The organism is Terrimonas pollutisoli (genome assembly GCF_029360765.1).
In the GTDB taxonomy this organism is placed as follows: Bacteria; Bacteroidota; Bacteroidia; order Chitinophagales; family Chitinophagaceae; genus Terrimonas_B; species Terrimonas_B pollutisoli.
On the sequence record NZ_JARKNA010000002.1, the window covers coordinates 87,975 to 107,369 of the forward strand.

The 19,395-nt window shown below is 42.4% G+C and carries 13 protein-coding genes; 11 read left to right on the forward strand and 2 right to left on the reverse strand.

Annotated elements, in window-relative coordinates:
* Positions 1–127: 127 nt before the first annotated feature.
* On the reverse strand, positions 128–2,449 hold the full coding sequence (locus tag P2W73_RS04460; protein WP_276500791.1) for a PSD1 and planctomycete cytochrome C domain-containing protein: 2,322 nt from the start codon (positions 2,447–2,449) through the stop codon (positions 128–130).
* Positions 2,450–2,766: 317 nt separating this feature from the next.
* Here P2W73_RS04460 and P2W73_RS04465 point away from each other — a divergent pair, with 317 nt between their 5' ends.
* The 5 genes from P2W73_RS04465 to P2W73_RS04485 all read left to right on the forward strand — a co-directional run bounded on the left by P2W73_RS04465 (position 2,767) and on the right by P2W73_RS04485 (position 11,337).
* On the forward strand, positions 2,767–4,131 hold the full coding sequence (locus P2W73_RS04465) for an alpha-L-fucosidase (RefSeq protein WP_276500792.1): 1,365 nt from the start codon (positions 2,767–2,769) through the stop codon (positions 4,129–4,131).
* A 152-nt stretch (positions 4,132–4,283) separates the two neighbouring features.
* On the forward strand, positions 4,284–7,025 hold the full coding sequence (locus tag P2W73_RS04470) for a DUF1553 domain-containing protein (protein ID WP_276500793.1): 2,742 nt from the start codon (positions 4,284–4,286) through the stop codon (positions 7,023–7,025).
* A 193-nt stretch (positions 7,026–7,218) separates the two neighbouring features.
* Positions 7,219–8,583 (forward strand): Gfo/Idh/MocA family protein, encoded by a 1,365-nt coding sequence (locus P2W73_RS04475; protein ID WP_276500794.1) that lies wholly within the window; start codon positions 7,219–7,221, stop codon positions 8,581–8,583.
* A gap of 213 nt (positions 8,584–8,796) precedes the next feature.
* Positions 8,797–9,513, forward strand: a complete 717-nt coding sequence (locus P2W73_RS04480; protein ID WP_276500795.1) for a 3-keto-disaccharide hydrolase — start codon at positions 8,797–8,799, stop codon at positions 9,511–9,513.
* Between the two features lie 315 nt (positions 9,514–9,828).
* The gene (locus P2W73_RS04485; protein ID WP_276500796.1) at positions 9,829–11,337 is read left to right on the forward strand and encodes a DUF1501 domain-containing protein; all 1,509 of its coding nucleotides are present in this window, start codon (positions 9,829–9,831) and stop codon (positions 11,335–11,337) included.
* Between the two features lie 58 nt (positions 11,338–11,395).
* On the opposite strand, the gene P2W73_RS04490 is transcribed toward P2W73_RS04485, so the two are convergent.
* Positions 11,396–11,590: a hypothetical protein gene (locus P2W73_RS04490; protein ID WP_276500797.1), complete on the reverse strand. Its 195-nt coding sequence runs from the start codon at positions 11,588–11,590 to the stop codon at positions 11,396–11,398.
* Positions 11,591–11,598: 8 nt separating this feature from the next.
* Between P2W73_RS04490 and P2W73_RS04495 the strand changes: the two genes are divergently transcribed.
* The 6 genes from P2W73_RS04495 to P2W73_RS04520 all read left to right on the forward strand — a co-directional run bounded on the left by P2W73_RS04495 (position 11,599) and on the right by P2W73_RS04520 (position 19,328).
* Complete coding sequence (locus tag P2W73_RS04495) at positions 11,599–12,531, forward strand: sugar phosphate isomerase/epimerase family protein (protein WP_276500798.1); 933 nt, start codon at positions 11,599–11,601, stop codon at positions 12,529–12,531.
* Between the two features lie 214 nt (positions 12,532–12,745).
* The gene (locus P2W73_RS04500; RefSeq protein WP_276500799.1) at positions 12,746–14,152 is read left to right on the forward strand and encodes a c-type cytochrome domain-containing protein; all 1,407 of its coding nucleotides are present in this window, start codon (positions 12,746–12,748) and stop codon (positions 14,150–14,152) included.
* Between the two features lie 7 nt (positions 14,153–14,159).
* Positions 14,160–16,418 carry a glycosyl hydrolase family 95 catalytic domain-containing protein gene (locus tag P2W73_RS04505; RefSeq protein WP_276500800.1) on the forward strand — a complete coding sequence of 753 codons (2,259 nt, stop codon included), beginning with the start codon at positions 14,160–14,162 and terminating at the stop codon, positions 16,416–16,418.
* Positions 16,411–17,262 (forward strand): metallophosphoesterase family protein, encoded by an 852-nt coding sequence (locus P2W73_RS04510; RefSeq protein WP_276500801.1) that lies wholly within the window; start codon positions 16,411–16,413, stop codon positions 17,260–17,262. The genes P2W73_RS04505 and P2W73_RS04510 overlap by 8 nt, the downstream gene beginning before the upstream one ends.
* 22 nt (positions 17,263–17,284) lie before the next feature.
* The gene (locus tag P2W73_RS04515) at positions 17,285–18,709 is read left to right on the forward strand and encodes an alpha-L-fucosidase (RefSeq protein WP_276500802.1); all 1,425 of its coding nucleotides are present in this window, start codon (positions 17,285–17,287) and stop codon (positions 18,707–18,709) included.
* A 55-nt stretch (positions 18,710–18,764) separates the two neighbouring features.
* On the forward strand, positions 18,765–19,328 hold the full coding sequence (locus P2W73_RS04520; protein WP_276500803.1) for a hypothetical protein: 564 nt from the start codon (positions 18,765–18,767) through the stop codon (positions 19,326–19,328).
* Positions 19,329–19,395 lie beyond the last annotated feature (67 nt).

Below are 19,395 nucleotides of genomic sequence, written 5' to 3' on the forward strand. Positions count from 1 at the left end.
CTACCACATCACCCCATATCTCTATTCGACATTTTCGATGTTTACTATTTCATCAGGCACACTGAAAAGCGAGGGCTGTGCATTGGTGGCCTCCTCCTTTGGAGGAGGTCGGGAGGAGGCCGGGCCACTATTTCACCATCGCCTCTTCCATATTATAAATCGTATTCACCACTTTCATCAATGCTGCCGTCTGATTAGCGTCCAGTTTTTTATTCATAGGGTATTCACCCACTTTTAACGTGACGGCTGCATTTAATTTCTTTTGTTGAAACAAAGGCAGTTGTTCATTATAATAATCTTCCAATAGTTTAATTTCCTTTTCCGATGGCTGGCGGCAGATGATCCGTCGGAAAGCTGTTGTGATTTTTTCCTTTACAGCAGATTGCTCTTCTGATAACGATTGTGCTAATACTCTTGAGGCTTCCAGCACGGCCGGGTCATTCATCATAATTAATGCCTGCAGTGGCGTATTGGTTTTTAATCTTTTTACCTCACATTGGTCACGGTTGCTGGCGTCAAACATGATCATGCCCGGCGGCGGCACTGTCAACTTAATGAAATTGTACAAGCCGCGGCGGTACAACGCTTCGTTATGATCCTGCCGGTAAGTAGCGAGCACACCACGACCCGACGAAGCCAGTTCCCAAATGCCTTTTGGCTGGTAGGGTTTTACGCTGGGTCCGCCAATTGTTTTATTCAGCAAGCCGCTGCTGGCTAAATACATGTCTCTTACAAACTCTGCTTTCAACCGTTGGCGGGGCGCCCTTGATAAATAAACATTCTCCGGATCTTTTTTCAACTGAGCATCCGAAACTTTTGCTGATTGCCGGTAGGTTGCCGACATCGCAATTTGTTTTATCAATCGTTTGATATCCCAGCCATGCTCCATAAAATCAACGGCCAGCCAATCCAATAGTTCAGGATGTGATGGCAATTCGCCCTGCATACCAAAGTCGCCGGAAGTTTTTACCAGACCTCTGCCAAAGAATTCCTGCCATATCTGATTCACAAATACTCTTGCAGTCAAGGGATTTTTTTTGTCGACTGTCCATTGCGCCAGGCCGCGACGGTTGCGGGTATATTTAGTGGTATCAAATTTCATTACTGCTTTTACAGCAGCAGCTTTTACTTCTTCACCTGGCTGATCATACGCACCACGGTTTAATAAATATGTTTTGCGCAATGAATCTCTTTCACCCATTACTGATACCGTCATAGCAGCAGTATCTTTCGAATTGATAAATGAAAGAAGTTCTTTCCGGTCTTCCGCACTGATGGTAAGAATCGGATTTTTGGCCGGCTTCGAAACACTTACATCACCTTCATAACCCACTTCTTTGGTATTATTAAAGAAGGCGAGTAAAGAGTAATAGTCTTTTTGTGAGAAGGGATCATATTTATGATCATGACATTGGGCACACTCCATGGTAATACCCAATATGCCTTTGCTGTAAGTTTTTGTTTTGTCCAATAAATATTCAATGCGGTATTCTTCATCTATCACGCCACCTTCTTCCGTGTATTTGTGATTGCGGAAGAAGCCGGTGGCCAGGATGTTTTCTTTATTCGCATCTGGCAGCATATCACCGGCTATCTGCCAGGTGAGAAATTGATCATAGGGAATATTTTTATTGAAAGCATGGATCACCCAATCACGCCAGGGCCATTGTGTGCGGATATTATCATCCTGGTAACCGTAGCTGTCAGCATAGCGGGCTACATCCATCCAATGCACCGCCATCTTTTCACCATACTGTGGTGTTTGCAATAAAGCATTGACCATTTTTTCATAAGCGTTAGGCGATTTATCAGCTATGAACTGATTCATCATGCTAACGGATGGCGGCAATCCCGTGATGTCAAAACAAATTCGTTTCAGCAATCGTTCTTTATCAGCTTCTTCATTGGGTGTTAGTTTTTTTTCATTCAGCTTATCGAGAATGAAATAGTCGATCTCATTCTTTACCCAATCTTTATCATTTACTTCCGGTACTTCCGTTTTTACAGGAGGGGTGAATGCCCAGTGTGATTCATATTTACTACCTTGTTGTATCCATTTTTTGAAAAGCTTTACTTCATATTCTGACAAAGCGCCCAAATGTGATTCGGGTGTTGGCATCATATACGACGTATCTGTACTTGAAATTCTTTTATACAGTTCCGACTCTTCGGGTTTGCCGGGTACAATGGCGAAAGCACCTTTGGTTTCTTTCAGCGGCGCAAATGCACTATCAGGAATATCGAGTCTTAAACCAGCTTCGCGGTGGCTGCCATCCGGGCCATGGCATTTAAAACATTTATCGGAAAGAATAGGACGGATGTGAAAGTTAAAGCTGACCGTCTTAGGAAGGGCCGTCTCGTTACTCGATGTATTTCGGAAACAAGATACAGCACTGATCCCGGTAACAATAATGATAAGGAGTGAGCAAGCAACCAATCGTCCTTTCATGAAACATGCATGTTTATACATACTAAATTAGTCAAATTTTGACTGTTTTGTTGCTTTTTTATTTCCAATTTCCAGGAGAAACGTTTGCGTAAATACAATAAACATCAATCAGGTAAAAAAAGACCAGAACCTGATAATTTCGAATCGTTAATATTTCACCGGCTTTTCCGTGCTCAATCTATTTATGACTTATTATTGCCAAATACTTTTTGGATTTACGCTTGCTATGAAAAGCTTCCAGCCTTTTCACTATTTCTTTAATATACCCAGGCTTCTTTTCAATAGGCGGCAATTAAGAATCAATAAATTTCGTTGCTATGTTACGTTGTTTGCTTGTTATTGCTTTACTTATCCAATTGCAATCTCCATTATTGGCGCAAATGTATCAGCCCACCTGGCAATCGTTAAACAATAGGCCAATACCTCAATGGTTTACCGATGCAAAATTTGGCATCTTTATTCACTGGGGTTTATATTCAGTGCCTTCATGGGCTACTAATTCTAATGCAGACGGTTTTGGCAGCAACTATGCCGAATGGTATTGGGAACGATTGAATAATAAAAAACTCAAGATCCATAAGGAGTTTGTTGACTTTCATGAAAAGACATACGGACCCAATTTTAAATACCAGGACTTTGCTCCTTTATTTAAATGCGAACTCTTCAATCCTGATCAATGGGCTGAAGTATTTAAAAATGCCGGCGCTAAGTATGTAGTGCTCACCAGCAAGCATCATGATGGATTTGCGCTTTGGCCCAGTCGTGAATCATGGAACTGGAATGCTGTGGATGCGGGCCCGCATCGTGATCTCGCCGGCGATCTTGCCAGCGCTGTAAAAAAAGCAGGCCTTCACATGGGATTTTATTATTCGCTCTATGAATGGTATAACCCCTTGTATAAACAGGATGTAAAAAAATATGTTGATCAACATATGTTGCCACAACTGAAAGATTTAGTGACACGCTACAATCCCGATATCATCTGGCCCGATGGTGAATGGGATCAATCAGATACTGTTTGGCGCAGCCGTGAATATTTAAGTTGGTTATATAATGAATCCCCGGTGAAGAATACAGTTGTCACCAACGACAGATGGGGTGGAGGTCGCAACAATGGCGGATTTTCAACGACAGAATATGGAAGCGGAAAATCAAGTTTGGAGAGACCATGGGAAGAGTGCCGCGGTATTGGTGAATCATTCGGTTTTAACCGGAATGAAAACCTGGAGCAATATACCAGCAGCGAAAAGCTGGTGCATATGTTAGTTGATATTGTATCCCGTGGCGGCAACTTGTTACTGAATATCGGCCCCGCTGCCGATGGCACCATACCTGTCATCATGCAGCAGCGGTTAAAAGATATGGGCGACTGGTTGAAAGTGAATGGCGAAGCCATCTATGAAACCACCGCATGGAAAGAAGCGCCTAAAAACAAACCGGCTGATATATACTTTACCAGGAAAGGAAACGACCTGTATGTGATCACGACTAAATGGAAAAATGAAATACAGCTGAATGGTATTAAGGCTGTTAAAAACATCACGATGCCGGGTTTTGCAGGCACTATCCGTTATAAAAGTAGTGGTGGAAAGCTGGTGATCACAGCGCCGGCTTTAAATCCGGGTAATAATCCGTGCAATTATGCCTGGGTTTATAAATTGCCCAATGCACTGGAAAAATAATAAATGCATTTTTATTGCTATGCAACTGCCCAAATAGAAATTATAAGCAAACGTTTGACTTGATTTCCGTGGCGAAAGAGAGGTCAAAATCCGTAACTTTAAGCGGTTAGGGCGTTCATCATCCGAACATATTTTACTACCACGTTGCCATTATGAATTTTCTTTTGAATAAAAAGTTTCTGCTTGTTATTGGCTTAATAGTAGCTGCATTTATCGGTTATAAATTTTTGCTGCCAGGAAAAGAGGTTGACTTTAGTGCCGATGTAAAACCGATTCTCAATAAAAAATGTATTGCCTGCCATGGTGGGGTAAAGGCAAAAGCAGGATTCAGTGTGTTATTCCGGGAAGACGCCCTGGCAAAAACCGAATCTGGTAAACCGGCTATCATTCCCGGTGATCCCGAAGGCAGCGAAATGATCCGGCGCATTACCATTAACGACCCCGAAGAAAGAATGCCTTATAAACATGAGCCATTGAGTAAAGATGAAGTAAGCATTTTGAAAAGATGGATCAAACAGGGAGCGAAATGGGGTGATCACTGGGCTTATTTGCCAGTGGCAAAGACAGATATTCCCGATGAAGATGATAAATGGATTCGCAACGATGTCGACAAATTCATTTTTGCCAAATTAGATGATGAAGGTTTAAAACCATCGAAGGAAGCAGACAAGCCAACACTGTTAAGAAGAGTGAGTCTTGACCTGATCGGCATGTATCCTTCATCAGCGGCAGCGCAACAATATTTAAAAAGCACGGATGATAAAAGTTATGAAGTGTTAGTAGATTCTTTATTAGCATCACCGCATTTTGGTGAGCGTTGGGCCTCGCTATGGCTCGACCTTTCCCGCTACGCCGATACAAAGGGTTATGAATCGGATGGTGGACGCACTATCTGGAAATACAGAGATTGGCTGATCAATTCATTCAATGAAGACAAACCTTATGATCAATTTTTAACCGAGCAGATCGCCGGTGATCTTTTACCTGATCCGACCGATGCACAATATATCGCTACCGCCTTTAGCCGCAACTCGATGACCAATGATGAAGGCGGTACCGATAATGAAGAGTTTAGAACCGCCGCAGTGATGGACCGGGTCAATACTACCTGGGAATCATTGATGAGCACTACGTTTGCCTGCGTGCAATGTCATAGTCATCCGTATGATCCTTTTCGTCATGATGAGTATTATAAATTCCTGGCTTTTTTCAACAATACAAGAGATGAAGATGTGCCCGGTGAATATCCATTGCTGAAAAATTTTGATGACACGATGAAGCTAAAGCTGGATAAAATCACCAACTGGGTGAAAGAACGTGGGTCGCAACAACAAGCTAACTATATAAAGAAATTTTTACGCACCGGTCAGCCGGCTATCAATTCTACCACCGCTGACAGCATGACCAATGCGGTTATAGCAGGAAAGAATTATGCTTTAGCCATGCGCAATCATTCTATCGCCCGGTTAAAAAATATCGATCTCCAAAACGCCAGCCAAATGATCTGGAATTTTTATTCCAATAAACCCAACGGCGTTTTATCAGCTCATATTGACTCACCCGATGGGCCACTGTTGACAACTATCAACCTGAAAGCAGTTGACAAATGGAGAAGAGAATCAGTTGGCCTGGCGAAACATGCCGGTGTGCATGATATTTACCTCCGGTATGAGAGCCTTACTTTCCCTGAAAACACAGAGGAATTTGCGATCATTTTTGACTGGTTTGCTTTTTTGCCGGAACTACCGGGCAAGGGAACAGCTGGTTATGAAATCGTAAAAAAGGCATTCTGGGACCTGGTCAATGCCGATGTGCCGGCTACTCCAATCATGGTAGAAAATCCTTCCAACCTATGGAGAAAAACGCATGTGTTTGAAAGAGGTAATCAAAAAACACTGGGTAAAGAAGTGGAGCCGGCTGTTCCAAAATCATTAAGTTTTGCCATGCCGGCCAATGCGCCAAAAAACCGTTTGGGTCTTGCGATGTGGTTGACGGATAAAAAAAATCCGCTTGTGTCAAGAACAGTGGTCAACCGCCTTTGGGAACAATTGTTTGGCGCCGGTATAGCAGAAACTTTAGAGGATATGGGCACACAAGGTATTCCGCCCACTCATAAATCGCTATTGGATCATCTTTCCTGGAAGCTGATGAATGATCACCAGTGGAGCATCAAAAAGGCATTGAAAGAAATAGTGATGAGTGCAGCCTACCGGCAGGACTCAAAACTGACCGATGAGCTGAAACAAAAAGATTTGGCGAATAAATTTTATGCAAGAGGGCCAAGAGTGAGACTGAGTGCAGAACAACTGCGTGATCAACATTTGTGCATCAGTGGTGAAATGAGCCCCAAAATGTTTGGTCCGGGTGTGATGCCCTGGCAACCGGAAGGCATTTGGTTATCGCCCTACAATGGTGCGAGGTGGGAGAATAGCAAAGGTGAAGATCAGTACCGGCGTGCTGTATATACCTACTGGAAAAGAACTGCACCTTATCCATCTATGATCAGTTTCGATGGTGTGCAACGGGTGCTTTGCACGGCCCGCCGTGTTCGTACAAATACACCATTGCAGGCTTTGGTTACTTTAAATGACTCTGCTTATTTGGATATGGCCCGCCATTTTGCCTACCGCATGCAACAGGAAACAGGCAGCAATGATATACAGCGGCAAATCGCCAAAGGATATGAGATCATGTTGTATAAACCAATGCCTGCTGCCACGCAAAAGATATTTGTTGATCTGTATAACGAGGCTTTGAATGAATTTAAAGGAGATGAAATGAAAACCTGTGAAATGATCGGGGTGAATGGTGAGCATACCAATGCTTCTACCGCGGCATTGGTAGTAGTGGCAAATGCCATGATGAATCTGGATGAAGTAGTGACGAAGAATTAAAACCCCTGTCCCCTAAAGGGGAACTTAGGTCGAGGATGCTGAAAGAATTCGGGAGTTTTTTTGAGGATGAATTTTATAAAACTGTGGAGAGTGTTCTCAAAAAAATTAATGAAACTCCGAAAAGCGGGGCTGTGTAAGATGGTCCCGACTACCTGTCGGGATCGGAAGGGTAACAAAAATAAAACATACATACATGAGCAAGCAATCATCGAGAAGAAATTTTATCCAAAAGTTCACGACAGGAGTTGTTGGAGCTGCAATGGTTCCGGAAGTATTAAAAGCAGCTGACCCTGCAGCAAGAATTGAAAGTTTGAAAAGACTACAACAATTTAGTGCGAACGATACTATTCAAATAGCACTAATTGGTGCAGGTGGTATGGGATTGGCAGATGCTAATACCGCCATCACGGTTCCCGGTGTAAAACTGGTAGCTGCCTGCGATCTGTATGATGGCCGGCTTGCTGATGCTAAAAGAATTTATGGCAGCGATATTTTCACTACCCGTGATTATCGTGAAATATTGCAACGAAAAGATATTGATGCGGTGATCGTAGCTACACCTGATCATTGGCACAAGGATATTTCGGTTGCTGCTATGAACAGTGGCAAAGCTGTGTATTGCGAAAAACCTATGGTGCATGATGTGACCGAGGGAACCGCTGTTGTGGAAGCACAGGCAAAAAATAAAGTGGTATACGAAGTAGGTAGCCAGGGTGTTAGTTCATTGGGTAATGAAAAAGCCAAGGAATTATTGGCGGCCGGTGCTATCGGGAAATTAAATTATGCGGAAGGATTCTGGGCCCGTAATTCTCCTGAAGGCGCCTGGCAATATAAAATTCCGGCAGACGCATCGGAGAAAACAGTCGACTGGAAAATGTTTTTAAATAAATACCCCGATCGTCCATTTGATGCCAAGCGTTTTTTCCGCTGGCGTTGTTACAAAGATTATGGAACAGGTGTATCGGGCGATTTATTTGTTCATCTTTTCTCCAGCCTGCATTTTATTACCAATTCAAAAGGTCCGCAAAAAATAATGGCTATGGGTGGATTGCGCTTTTGGAAGGATGGCCGTGAAGTTCCTGATGTGCTGATGGGCATGTTTGATTATGCAGAGACACCGGAGCACCCGGCTTTCAATCTATCCCTGCGGGTAAATTTTGTAGATGGTACAGCAGACAGTACTTACCTGCGATTAGTTGGAAGTGAAGGCAGCATGAATGTAGAATGGGATAAGGTAACATTGAGCCGGAATAAAGCCTATGCCGCTACAGATGACCCACTGATGGCAACCAAGTTGAACAAGGATAACCCCGGTGCTTATGAAAGAAAGAAAATACTACCGCCCAATACAACGGTGTTTGAAGTAGAAAGAGGTTATAAGGGAGCGCATTTCGATCATTTCAATAATTTCTTTAACGCTATCCGTGACAAGAAATCAGTAACAGAAGACTCCTTATTCGGATTCAGGGCTGCGGCGCCGGCATTGCTTTGCAACGATAGTTATTTTACTGACAAACCGGTGAAATGGGACCCGGTGAAATTGAAAAGCCTCTCCTAACCTCTCCGAAAGAGAGGAACTAAGCGCAGCCCTCGCTTTTCGGAGACTCCGAGAGATTCAGCATCTCCGAAAGTGATGAGAAGCGTTATACAGTTGAAGTGGTAGGTATGGAGATTGGCCTTACAATAAGTGCCGCCCCCCCTCCAAACGGAGAGGGAGAAGGAGGTGAGGCCTTTGAGAAACGATTATTCAATAGTTCAAAAAATTAAATCAATGATAAAAAAAATAATTTTCGCAATCACCTTAACTGCAGGTAGTATGACCTTATTTTCTTTCTACAAACAAAAAGACAACACACTGACCAGCGAGGAAAAGAAAGCAGGCTGGCAATTATTGTTTGATGGAAAAACCACGAATGGCTGGCGCATGTATCAAAACAAACCTGCCGATTGCTGGGGTGTAAAAAATGGCGAACTGTATTGTAAAGGAAGTGAAACGGATAAAAGTGATCTGCGTGCAGATATCATTACCAAAGATCAGTATGAAAATTTTGAATTATCGATCGATTGGAAAATTGCACCCAAGGGTAATAGCGGTATCATGTATCATGTGACAGAAGAACAAAATGCCGCCTACCTCACCGGCCCGGAGTATCAGTTGATTGATGATGAAGGTTATCCAGACAAATTGGAGAATTGGCAAAAGACCGGTGCTGATTACGCTATGTACACTGCAGTAAAAAATGCAGCCAAACCCGTCGGCGAATACAACACGACAAAGATTGTGGTGAAAGGTGCACATCGTGAGCATTGGCTGAATGGCGTGAAAGTAGTAGAGTTTGAAGCCTGGTCGGATGATTGGAAAAAAAGAAAATCAGAAGGAAAATGGAAGGATACTCCGTCGTATGGCATGGCGAAGAAAGGATATATCTGTTTGCAGGATCATGGTAGCGGGGTGTGGTTTAAGAACATTAAGTTGAGAAAGCTGTAAACCCCTAAATCCCCTAAAGGGGACTTGCTGCTTCACAGCCCTCGCTTTTCGACGACTCAAAAAAATTATCGGCGTCTTCGAAAATGATGAGCATTGAGATAGATGATAGCTGGAATTTTATTTGGATGTTCTTATGAAAATAGCTTTCGAATGAAATACTAAGGAAACTTCCCCCCCCTCGGAGGGGCGAAGTTAGTAAGATAAGTGCTGTAGGAAACTGGGGTGGGTTGCTGATCAGCGAACAGAATGATGAAGTGTGCGACGCAACAAACGATGATAGTAGCACTGATGTTGGCTAAATAAATATTAAACAACATGACACAAAAAGAATTGCACGATCAGCGATTGCTGAGAGAAGCACAGGCGGCAACCATGCGAATGCATACCCGTCGCCATTTTCTCAAAGAAAGTGCCATGGGCCTTGGTGCATTAGCGATCGGTTCGTTATTGGGAAGTTGCGGCAGGGGAAAAACAGTGGCGCCGTCTATCGCTTTTGATCCGGCGCATCCGTTGTTGCCCAAGTCGCCGCCATTTGTCGGCAGGGCCAGGAGTGTGATTTATTTGCATATGGCCGGCGCACCATCGCAGTTTGAGTTATTTGATTATAAACCCGAGCTGGCGAAGATGGATGGCCAGGATTGCCCGCAATCTTTTTTGGAAGGAAAACAGTTTGCTTTCATCACCGGCGTGCCCAAGATGTTGGGCCCGCAAGCAAAGTTTGCACAGCATGGTCAAAGTGGCGCATGGATCAGTGAGAACTTACCGCATTTTGCAACCGTAGCCGATGAAGTAACATTTTTAAAAGCCGTTACTACCGATCAGTTCAATCATGCACCTGCGCAATTGCTGATGCATACCGGTAGTCCGAGGTTGGGAAGACCAAGCATGGGTAGTTGGGTAACTTATGGATTGGGAACAGAAAATCAAAACCTGCCAGGTTTCGTGGTGCTTACGAGTGGCGGCAGTTTCCCGGATGCTGGTAAAAGTGTTTGGGGCAGTGGTTTCCTTCCTTCGGTGTACCAGGGCGTACAATGCCGCAGCGAAGGAGATCCTGTTTTGTTTATCAAAGATCCTGATGGCATGAGCCGCAATCTTCGCAAAGCTTCTATTGATGCGATTAATAAAGCAAATCAACAGGAATATAACGAGTACAATGACCCTGAAATATTATCCCGCATTTCACAATATGAAATGGCGTATCGGATGCAGATCACGGCGCCGGATGTAATGAATATAAATGATGAACCGCAATACATTCATGACATGTATGGCACCAAACCCGGTAAAGCCTGTTTTGCAAACAATGTGTTATTAGCCAGGAAACTCGTTGAGAAAGGAGTTCGTTATGTACAGTTGTTCGACTGGGGTTGGGATGCACATGGTGATAATGCCAGCAATGCCCTGAATATTGGCATCATTAATAAATATCGCAGCATCGATAAATGTATTACCGCTTTATTACTCGACCTGAAGCAAAGAGGTTTGTTGGAAGAAACATTAGTGGTATGGGGCGGTGAATTTGGACGTACACCGATGATGGAAAACCGCAATGGTGCACAAAATCCATTTAAGGGAAGAGATCATCATACTGAAGCATTCACTATCTGGATGGCAGGTGGTGGGATTAAGAAAGGTTATACGCATGGAGAAACAGATGAAATAGGATACAGTGCCGTAAGTGGCAAAGTGGATGCATTCGATATCCAGGCAACGATCTTAAACCAGTTAGGATTTAATCACGAGGAGTTTACTTACCCGTTCCAGGGAAGGCCTTTCAGGTTGACAGATGTAGCGGGTAAAGTGATACAGGATATTATAGCATAGTCTGAACCGGGATTTGTGAGATTATTGTGATGATGAGGAAAATGGATGAACGGATTTATTATAGCGTTGATATGTTAGTTACAAAAGTTTGGCTTTGCACTGCTGCGCCGTCCTTCTCCTTTGGAGAAGGATAAGAGGATGAGGTGTAATGAGGATGAAGCCAACGGCTTGCTACTATCAGCTTTCGTTGCGTCGCACTCTTGTACTTCCTGATCGTTACTGAACAAACTGTAAGAAACAAAATCAATTTCATTTTACCTGATGAATCAAAATAGAAGAAACTTTATTCAAACCACTACATCTGCTACTGCCGCTTTATTATTTTCCCCGTTAGATATTTTTGCTACACCTTATAAATCAGCCATAGTGAATAAAAACTTTGAATTAAAAATACTGGCTACCAACTGGGGTTTCAATGGTACAACCGATCAGTTTTGTGCTGCTGCCAAAAAAGAAGGTTATGATGGAATAGAGATCTGGTGGCCCAATGAAGTAAAAGATCAGCAGGAGCTTTTCACCGCTTTAAAAAAGCACTCCTTAGATGTGGGTTTTCTTTGCGGCGGCTGGCAACCTGATTTTAAAGAACATCTCGAATTCTTCAGGAAGGTGACGATGTCTGCTGCCATGAATAATGTGCAGAAGCCACTTTACATTAATTGTCATTCAGGACGAGATCATTTTAGTTTCGAACAGAATAGTGAGTTTGTCAATCATACCACGCAGCTTTCTAAACAGTCAGGTATTACTATTTGTCATGAGAGCCACCGTTCGAGGATCATGTTTGCTGCGCATGTCACCCGGAAGTTTATGGAAAAGTTTCCAGAGCTGAAACTAACCTTTGATGTATCGCATTGGTGTAATGTGCATGAAAGTATGTTGGGTGATCAGAAGGAGACGGTAGAGATGGCACTACAAAGAACAGAACATATTCATGCCCGCATTGGTCATCCCGAAGGACCACAGGTAAATGATCCCCGTGCGCCTGAATGGGAAGTGATCGTAAAACAGCATTTTGACTGGTGGGATAAAGTGGCTGAACGGAAAAAGAAAAACGGTGAACGCATGACCATCTTAACAGAATTTGGTCCGGCGGATTATATGCCCACTTTGCCTTATACAAGACAACCATTAGCTGATCAATGGGCGATCAATGTGCATATGATGCAGTTGCTGAGAAAAAGATATGGGGTGTAGTTGTAGAGACGCAGGTGCTGATTGCTGCGGCGGTAAATTATGGTGAAGAAGAAATGAGAAATCAAATCTTAAAAGATATTGACGAAGAACAGAAAATGCTGATAAGTTTCATGAATAAATTCAATAAATAAAAAACCTTCGAGGCTGTAAATCTCGTAGCTCGCAGCTCATGGCTCGCGGCTTGTCACTTACCGCTCATTGCTTACAAATAAATATGCTTTTATCAATCCCTGATCTCATTGGTCGTTTTCACCCGATATTGGTTCATTTACCGATCGGTATTTTGTTGCTGGCTTGTTTTTTTCAATTGCTGACGATAAAGCCAAGGTTTGCCGTTTTACAACCTGCTATCCCGGTGATGTTTTTCTGGGGAATGCTGGGTGCTGTATTTTCCTGCATCAGCGGTTATATGCTTTCATTGAGTGGTGACTATGATGGCGCCGTTGTCGGACGTCACCAGTGGATGGGAATTTTTGTTGCTATTGCCTCTTTGGCACTTTATCTTTTGTATAAATTATCGATTGGTGATAAAGCCGCTAATGTTTTTTCTGGTGGTATCATTTTATTGATAACAATAACAGGGCACCTGGGTGGTTCGCTTACGCATGGTTCAGATTACTTAACCGAGGGATTGGATAGTGGTGATGAAAAAGGGGTGGTGATGAAACCCATTCCCAACATACAGGAGGCTGTAGTATATGCAGATGTGGTACAGCCATTGCTGCAGGCAAAATGCTACAATTGCCACGGCGCCAACAAGCAAAAAGGAAAACTGCGGCTGGATCAGCAGGAGTATATTTTAAAGGGAGGGAAGGATGGAAAAGTAATCGAGGCAGGTAAAGCTGATGAAAGCGAAATGATCAAACGTTTATTGCTGCCAATGACGGATGAAGACCATATGCCGCCCAAAGAAAAATCGCAACTATCACCTTCCGAAATATCTTTATTACACTGGTGGATCAACACCGGTGCAGATTTTAATAAGAAAGTAAAAGACTTAAAACAGACCGAAAAAATAAAACCAGTATTATTGGCTTTGCAATCCGGTTCGGCAGATGCAGATAAAAAGGCAGGGGATGTTCCGGAAACACCTGTAGCCAAAGCCAGGGACGAAGATGTCGGCAAACTTAAAAGTGCCGGGGTCATCGTTACGCCGGTTGCGCAAAACAGTAATTATTTATTGGTAAGTTTTGTAACTGCTGCTGGTAGTGCCGATTCATTAATAAAATTGCTTGAGCCTTTAAAGAAACAAATCGTTTGGTTAAAATTGGATGATGCCGCTGTTACGGATGCGACCCTGGATCATATCGCAAAGCTTACTTCACTAACCAGGTTACAGTTAAACAATACTGATATCACAGATAAGGGAGTTATCAAATTGCAATCATTGCAACAACTGCAATCATTGAACCTTGTAGGTACAAAAGTAACCGCACAAGGCGTGCTTCAATTAAGTAAACTGAAAAATTTAAAGAACTTATATCTCTACCAAACGGGAGTGAACAATGCAGATTGGGCCACTTTGAAAAAAGCTTTCCCAGCTACCCAGCTCGATTCGGGAGGATATGTTGTTCCTATGTTGCCGTCTGATACGACAGAAGTAAAACCTCCTAAAAATTAATTGTTGCATGCAAAGAGGCATTTTTCTTTTTTGTGTAATCCTGCCTATAGCTATTTCATTACAAGCACAACCCCGGAAGGAACATAACCTGGTTTTTGATTCATTGGCCCGGCGATGGGATGAGGCAATTCCGCTGGGCAATGGCTGGCTGGGTGCATTGATCTGGCAAAGAGAAAATAAATTAAGGATGTCACTGGATCGGGTTGATCTGTGGGATGATCGTCCGATGCCCGAGATCAACAAACTTACATTTAGCTGGGTGGTGGAGCAGGTGAAAAAGAGCCAGTATGATACCGTACAGAAACTAGGCGACGAGCCTTATGAAAAATACCCGGCGCCGACTAAAATACCGGGTGCAGCCATCGAATTTGATTTAGCTAAAATAGGCAAAGCAATTTCGAATGAATTGGACATTGCAACCGGCTTATCGGTTATCAAATTTGATAATGGAACCATTTTTAATAATTATATCCATGCAACTAATCCCGTAGGATATTTTGGCTTTGAAAATATTACGACAAAGGATTTTGTTCCCGAACTGGTGATCCCCAATTATAATACAGGGAAAAGAGGCACTTCGGGTAATAGTGTGGAAGGGATTGGGCTGGAAAGGCTGGGTTATAAAAAAGGAACGATTACAAAAACGAATAACAGTATCCTTTATCATCAGCCAACCTGGAAAGAAAATTTTTATGAAGTGCTGGTTAAATGGTACCGGCTTCCGGGTAACAGGATTATCGGTCAATGGACAATAACGAATAATAAACCGGCACGGTTAGCGGATCCAAACTTTAAGTTGAAAGAGCCCACTGGCTGGCCTTCTCATATAAAATGGTGGAAAGATTATTGGAGCCGTTCTTCCGTTACACTACCCGACAAGCAATTGGATCGGCAGTACTACCTCGAGATGTATAAATTCGCTTGTGTTGCCAGGAGCAATACACCACCAATTTCATTGCAGGCGATCTGGACAGCCGACAATGGAAACCTCCCGCCGTGGAAAGGCGATTTTCATCACGATTTAAATACGCAGTTGAGTTATTGGCCGGGTTATGCCGGTAATCATCTTGACCTAACAGCAGGTTATACCAGTTGGCTATGGAAAGTAAAAGAGCTGAATAAAAAATGGACAAAGAATTATTTTGGTGTGGATGGATTGAATGTGCCGGGTGTCACCACGATTAGTGGAAAAGAGATGGGCGGATGGATACAATATTCCATGAGTCCGACAACTGCCACCTGGCTAGCCCAACATTTCTACTGGCAATGGAAATACAGCATGGATGAAAAGTTTTTAAAAGAAAGATGTTATCCTTATTTAAATGAAGTGGAGCGATATACGGCAGAGATGCTCAACAAAGAAAAGGATAAAAATAATAAGGCTAAGCTGTTATTAAGTTCAAGTCCCGAGTACAACGATAATAGTATAAAAGCATGGTTCGATAGTTTTACAAATTACGATCTGGCATTAATCAAAGGTTTTTATGATTTTGGTACAAAGGTGTCTGCGACTGCTTATGATAGAAGACCCAATGAATGGATCGGCGTGAGTATGACATTACCTGATCTTGATGTCAACGAAACAGGCCTCACTATAGCACCCGGCCAAAACCTGGAAGTTTCTCATCGTCATCATTCTCCTTATATGGCTATCTATCCGATTTGCCTGTTAGATATAGATTATGAAAAGGATAAGCAAATAATTGAAAGATCGATCCGGCACCTTGAAACCAAAGGAACCAGTCAATGGTGTGGCTATTCCTTTAGCTGGATGGCCTGTATTTATGCAAGAGCACGACAAGCAGATAAAGCCGTAAAGCAATTGCAAATCTTTGCGTCCAATTTTTGTTCACCCAATAGTTTCCATTTGAATGGCGATCAGAGAGGTGGCCAATATTCATCCTTTACCTATCGCCCTTTTACATTGGAAGGCAATTTTGCATTTGCCCAGGGAATTCATGAGTTGCTACTCCAAACACGAAATGGTGTAATAGAAATATTTCCTTCCGTGCCGGCAAGCTGGAAAGATGTTTCCTTTAAAACCTTGCGGGCCGAAGGAGCTTTTTTGGTTAGCGCCGACAAGGAAAATGCAGTGCCGTCTCAAGCGACAATTACTGCTGAACAGGGAGGTGTTTTACGATTGAAAAAGCCTTTCAAAACTTTTTACCTCACCAATTTGAAAAAGAGCTATAAATTAGAAAATGAGATTCTTGAAATAGAGATGAAGAAAGGAGAAACGATCACGATTAAAAATGGTTATGAATAAAACAAATACCATGCAACGTAAAGAGTTCCTCAGTTTATCAGTCCCAGCTTTTTTATTGCTGGCTAATGGAAAGATTCTAAAAGCTCATGATTATTTTTTAACAGAAGAGCACCGTCGCAAAGTAAAACTTCGGTTCGTCGTTGCTTCTGACGGGCATTATGGGCAACCCAATACAGATTATGAAAATTTCTTTTCCGCTATTGTCAACCGCATCAATGAAGAACACCGGAAGCATCCTTTTTCCTTTTGTGTCATCAATGGCGATATCATTCATGATGATAAAAGACATTTTCCTGCCGCCAAAGCGGCGCTGGATAAATTGGCAGTTAAATATTATGTGAGCCAGGGCAATCATGATCATGCCAGTGCGGAGGAATGGGAAAGCATTTGGAAGATGCCGGTGAACCTGGATTTTAAGATCAAAAAGAATTCATTTTTAATTGCAACTACTTCCAATGAAGCGGGTACTTATTTATGTCCGGATGTAAACTGGTTTCGTCAAAAGCTGGAAGAACACAAAGAGCAGGACAATATTTTCATTTTTTTGCATATCAATCCCGGTAAGCTGACAAAACATGGGGTTGATTGCCCCGAACTATTTGATCTGTTTTCCCGTCATAAGAATATAAGAGCTGTTTTCAACGGGCATGATCATGATGAAGAAGGCATAAAAATAAAAAGATCAATACCGTGCGTTTTTGACGCACATTTTGGCGGTAACTGGGGTACTGATTACCGGGGTTTCAGGATCGTGGAGCTGATGAAAGATAATTCTGTGTTCACTTATATTATGAACCCGGTTGATAAGATCAATGAAGCCACGCTTTTTGAAATGGCCAAATAATTATTGATAAAAAGATTAGGTTATGCAAAGAAAACTTTTGTTGATTGTTGTGTTGCAGGCAATGGTGCTAATGATTGCAGCGCAGGAAAAAAACAAGCAACCATTACCAACCAGACAACAACTGGCCTGGCATGAGCTGGAGTTTTATTGGTTTATTCACTTTGGCCCCAATACATTTACCGATAAGGAATGGGGGCATGGCGATGAACCGGAAGACGTTTTTAACCCTACCGGCCTCGATTGTCGCCAGTGGGCAAGAATTGCCAAACAGTCCGGCGCCAAAGGCATCATCCTTACTGCCAAGCACCATGATGGTTTTTGTTTATGGCCCAGTAAATTTTCAAAACATACAGTGCGGGAAAGTAAATGGAAAAATGGTAAAGGTGATGTAGTAGGGAATCTTGCAAAAGCCTGTAGAGAGTATGGTTTAAAGTTTGGAGTGTATTTGTCACCATGGGACCGCAATCACCCGAAATATGGCACGGCAGAATACAATGATGTATATGTAAACACGATGAAGGAACTCATCAATCGTTATGGACCTTTCTTTGAATTTTGGTGGGATGGCGCCAATGGCGAAGGTCCGAGTGGAAAGAAGCAACAATATGATTTCAGGCGGTTTGAAAATACAATGAGGAGATACGCCCCGAACACCGTTGTGTTCAGCGATATCGGCCCGGATATTCGGTGGGTGGGTAATGAAAAAGGAATTGCAGGACAGACTAATTGGAATTATTTAGACACCGCGGGATTCAAAAGGGGAGAAGGTGCACCGCCGACGGATACGTTGAACCAGGGAAATAGTAATGGCAAACATTGGATACCAGCCGAATGTGATGTTAGTATCCGGCCAGGCTGGTTTTATCATGCAGAAGAAGATGATAAGGTAAAAACACCGGAACAATTATTTGATCTTTACTTAAAGTCCGTGGGCCGTGGCGCTAATTTCCTGTTGAATATCCCGCCGGATCGTCGCGGACTGATTCATGAAAGAGATTCGGCTTCGCTGGTAGGCTTTAAAAAACTGTTGAAGGAAAGTTTTGATGTCAATTTTGCTTCAGCCAGTAAAGCCGAATTGCACAGGGACGGCAGCATTTTTCAACGTACTAAGTTTACCGATGGCAATAAGGCAACGTTCGAAAAACTGACCAACTATCAAAACACGAGGCTCTGGATAAAGTTTGAAGAAGTAAAAAAGATCAATTGTATCGTGTTGCAGGAGGCTACCCGGTATGGACAAAATGTGGCCGCGGCCAAACTGGAAATATTGAATGGTTCCCAATTGGTGAAAGAAATAGATATTACCACCATCGGCAGGAAAAGAATTGTGACGTTCCCGGCCGTGGAAGCCAGTGCTGTGAATCTTGTTATCAAAGATGCAAAGGGAACGCCTTTGATCAGTGAAATAGGTGTGTATTTGATTGGTGAGAAGTTGGTTGAGAAATAGATTTAGAATAATGTTCATTTTTGCATTATAGACTGATTAAAACGTTTTTAATTTTTTGGGAAAGAAAAGTAGGAGAAAAAGAGAGGAACGAATTGCTCTTGAAGCGAATAAAAGCAGTGATAAGAAACAGAAACTTACTGCCTATTTGCTTATTATTATTGATACAATTTTACTTGTTTGGGGCCTTATTCTCCTAGAGAAAATCTTTATTCATTCTAAAATACTTTCCTTATCGATAATTGGAGGCGGGGTTTTGGGAGTAATTGTCATATACCTTATATGGAATGGGAAGGGACATGGGCTTTTTGTGACCTGTTTTTATGGAGTATTAAGTGGCGTATCAGTATTGATTTTTTTTATAACTGCAATAAATTATTATTTTAAAAGTGACCTAGTTGAGAAAGTTACATTGGAAATCATTGAAACAGGCAACTATGCAAAAAGAAAGAGTAATTGCAGAAAACCTTATGTACTTCTGGAATTTAAAGGTATTACCAAAGAGGTTGCCTTTCCTTGCGAGTATGAAAAATCAATCTCTGGATATAAAACTGTTAGCCTTACTTTAGCAACTGGTTTTTTGGGGTTTTATGTAATTACAAATAAGGAGCTTCAAAAGTGAATCTTCGATTAACATTTATCATTTACCTGTTAAAAGATTCTTTAACCGCAAATCCAGTATTTGCAGG

Excerpts from the sequence above, each read along its gene's own strand:
- P2W73_RS04470 (WP_276500793.1), top strand. The coding sequence starts at position 4,284 with ATGAATTTTCTTTTGAATAAAAAGTTTCTGCTTGTTATTGGCTTAATA.
- P2W73_RS04465 (WP_276500792.1), top strand. The coding sequence starts at position 2,767 with ATGTTACGTTGTTTGCTTGTTATTGCTTTACTTATCCAATTGCAATCT.
- P2W73_RS04510 (WP_276500801.1), top strand. The coding sequence starts at position 16,411 with ATGAATAAAACAAATACCATGCAACGTAAAGAGTTCCTCAGTTTATCA.
- P2W73_RS04460 (WP_276500791.1), bottom strand. The coding sequence starts at position 2,449 with ATGAAAGGACGATTGGTTGCTTGCTCACTCCTTATCATTATTGTTACC.
- P2W73_RS04475 (WP_276500794.1), top strand. The coding sequence starts at position 7,219 with ATGAGCAAGCAATCATCGAGAAGAAATTTTATCCAAAAGTTCACGACA.
- P2W73_RS04490 (WP_276500797.1), bottom strand. The coding sequence starts at position 11,590 with ATGAAATTGATTTTGTTTCTTACAGTTTGTTCAGTAACGATCAGGAAG.
- P2W73_RS04505 (WP_276500800.1), top strand. The coding sequence starts at position 14,160 with ATGCAAAGAGGCATTTTTCTTTTTTGTGTAATCCTGCCTATAGCTATT.
- P2W73_RS04485 (WP_276500796.1), top strand. The coding sequence starts at position 9,829 with ATGACACAAAAAGAATTGCACGATCAGCGATTGCTGAGAGAAGCACAG.
- P2W73_RS04495 (WP_276500798.1), top strand. The coding sequence starts at position 11,599 with ATGAATCAAAATAGAAGAAACTTTATTCAAACCACTACATCTGCTACT.
- P2W73_RS04515 (WP_276500802.1), top strand. The coding sequence starts at position 17,285 with ATGCAAAGAAAACTTTTGTTGATTGTTGTGTTGCAGGCAATGGTGCTA.
- P2W73_RS04480 (WP_276500795.1), top strand. The coding sequence starts at position 8,797 with ATGATAAAAAAAATAATTTTCGCAATCACCTTAACTGCAGGTAGTATG.
- P2W73_RS04500 (WP_276500799.1), top strand. The coding sequence starts at position 12,746 with ATGCTTTTATCAATCCCTGATCTCATTGGTCGTTTTCACCCGATATTG.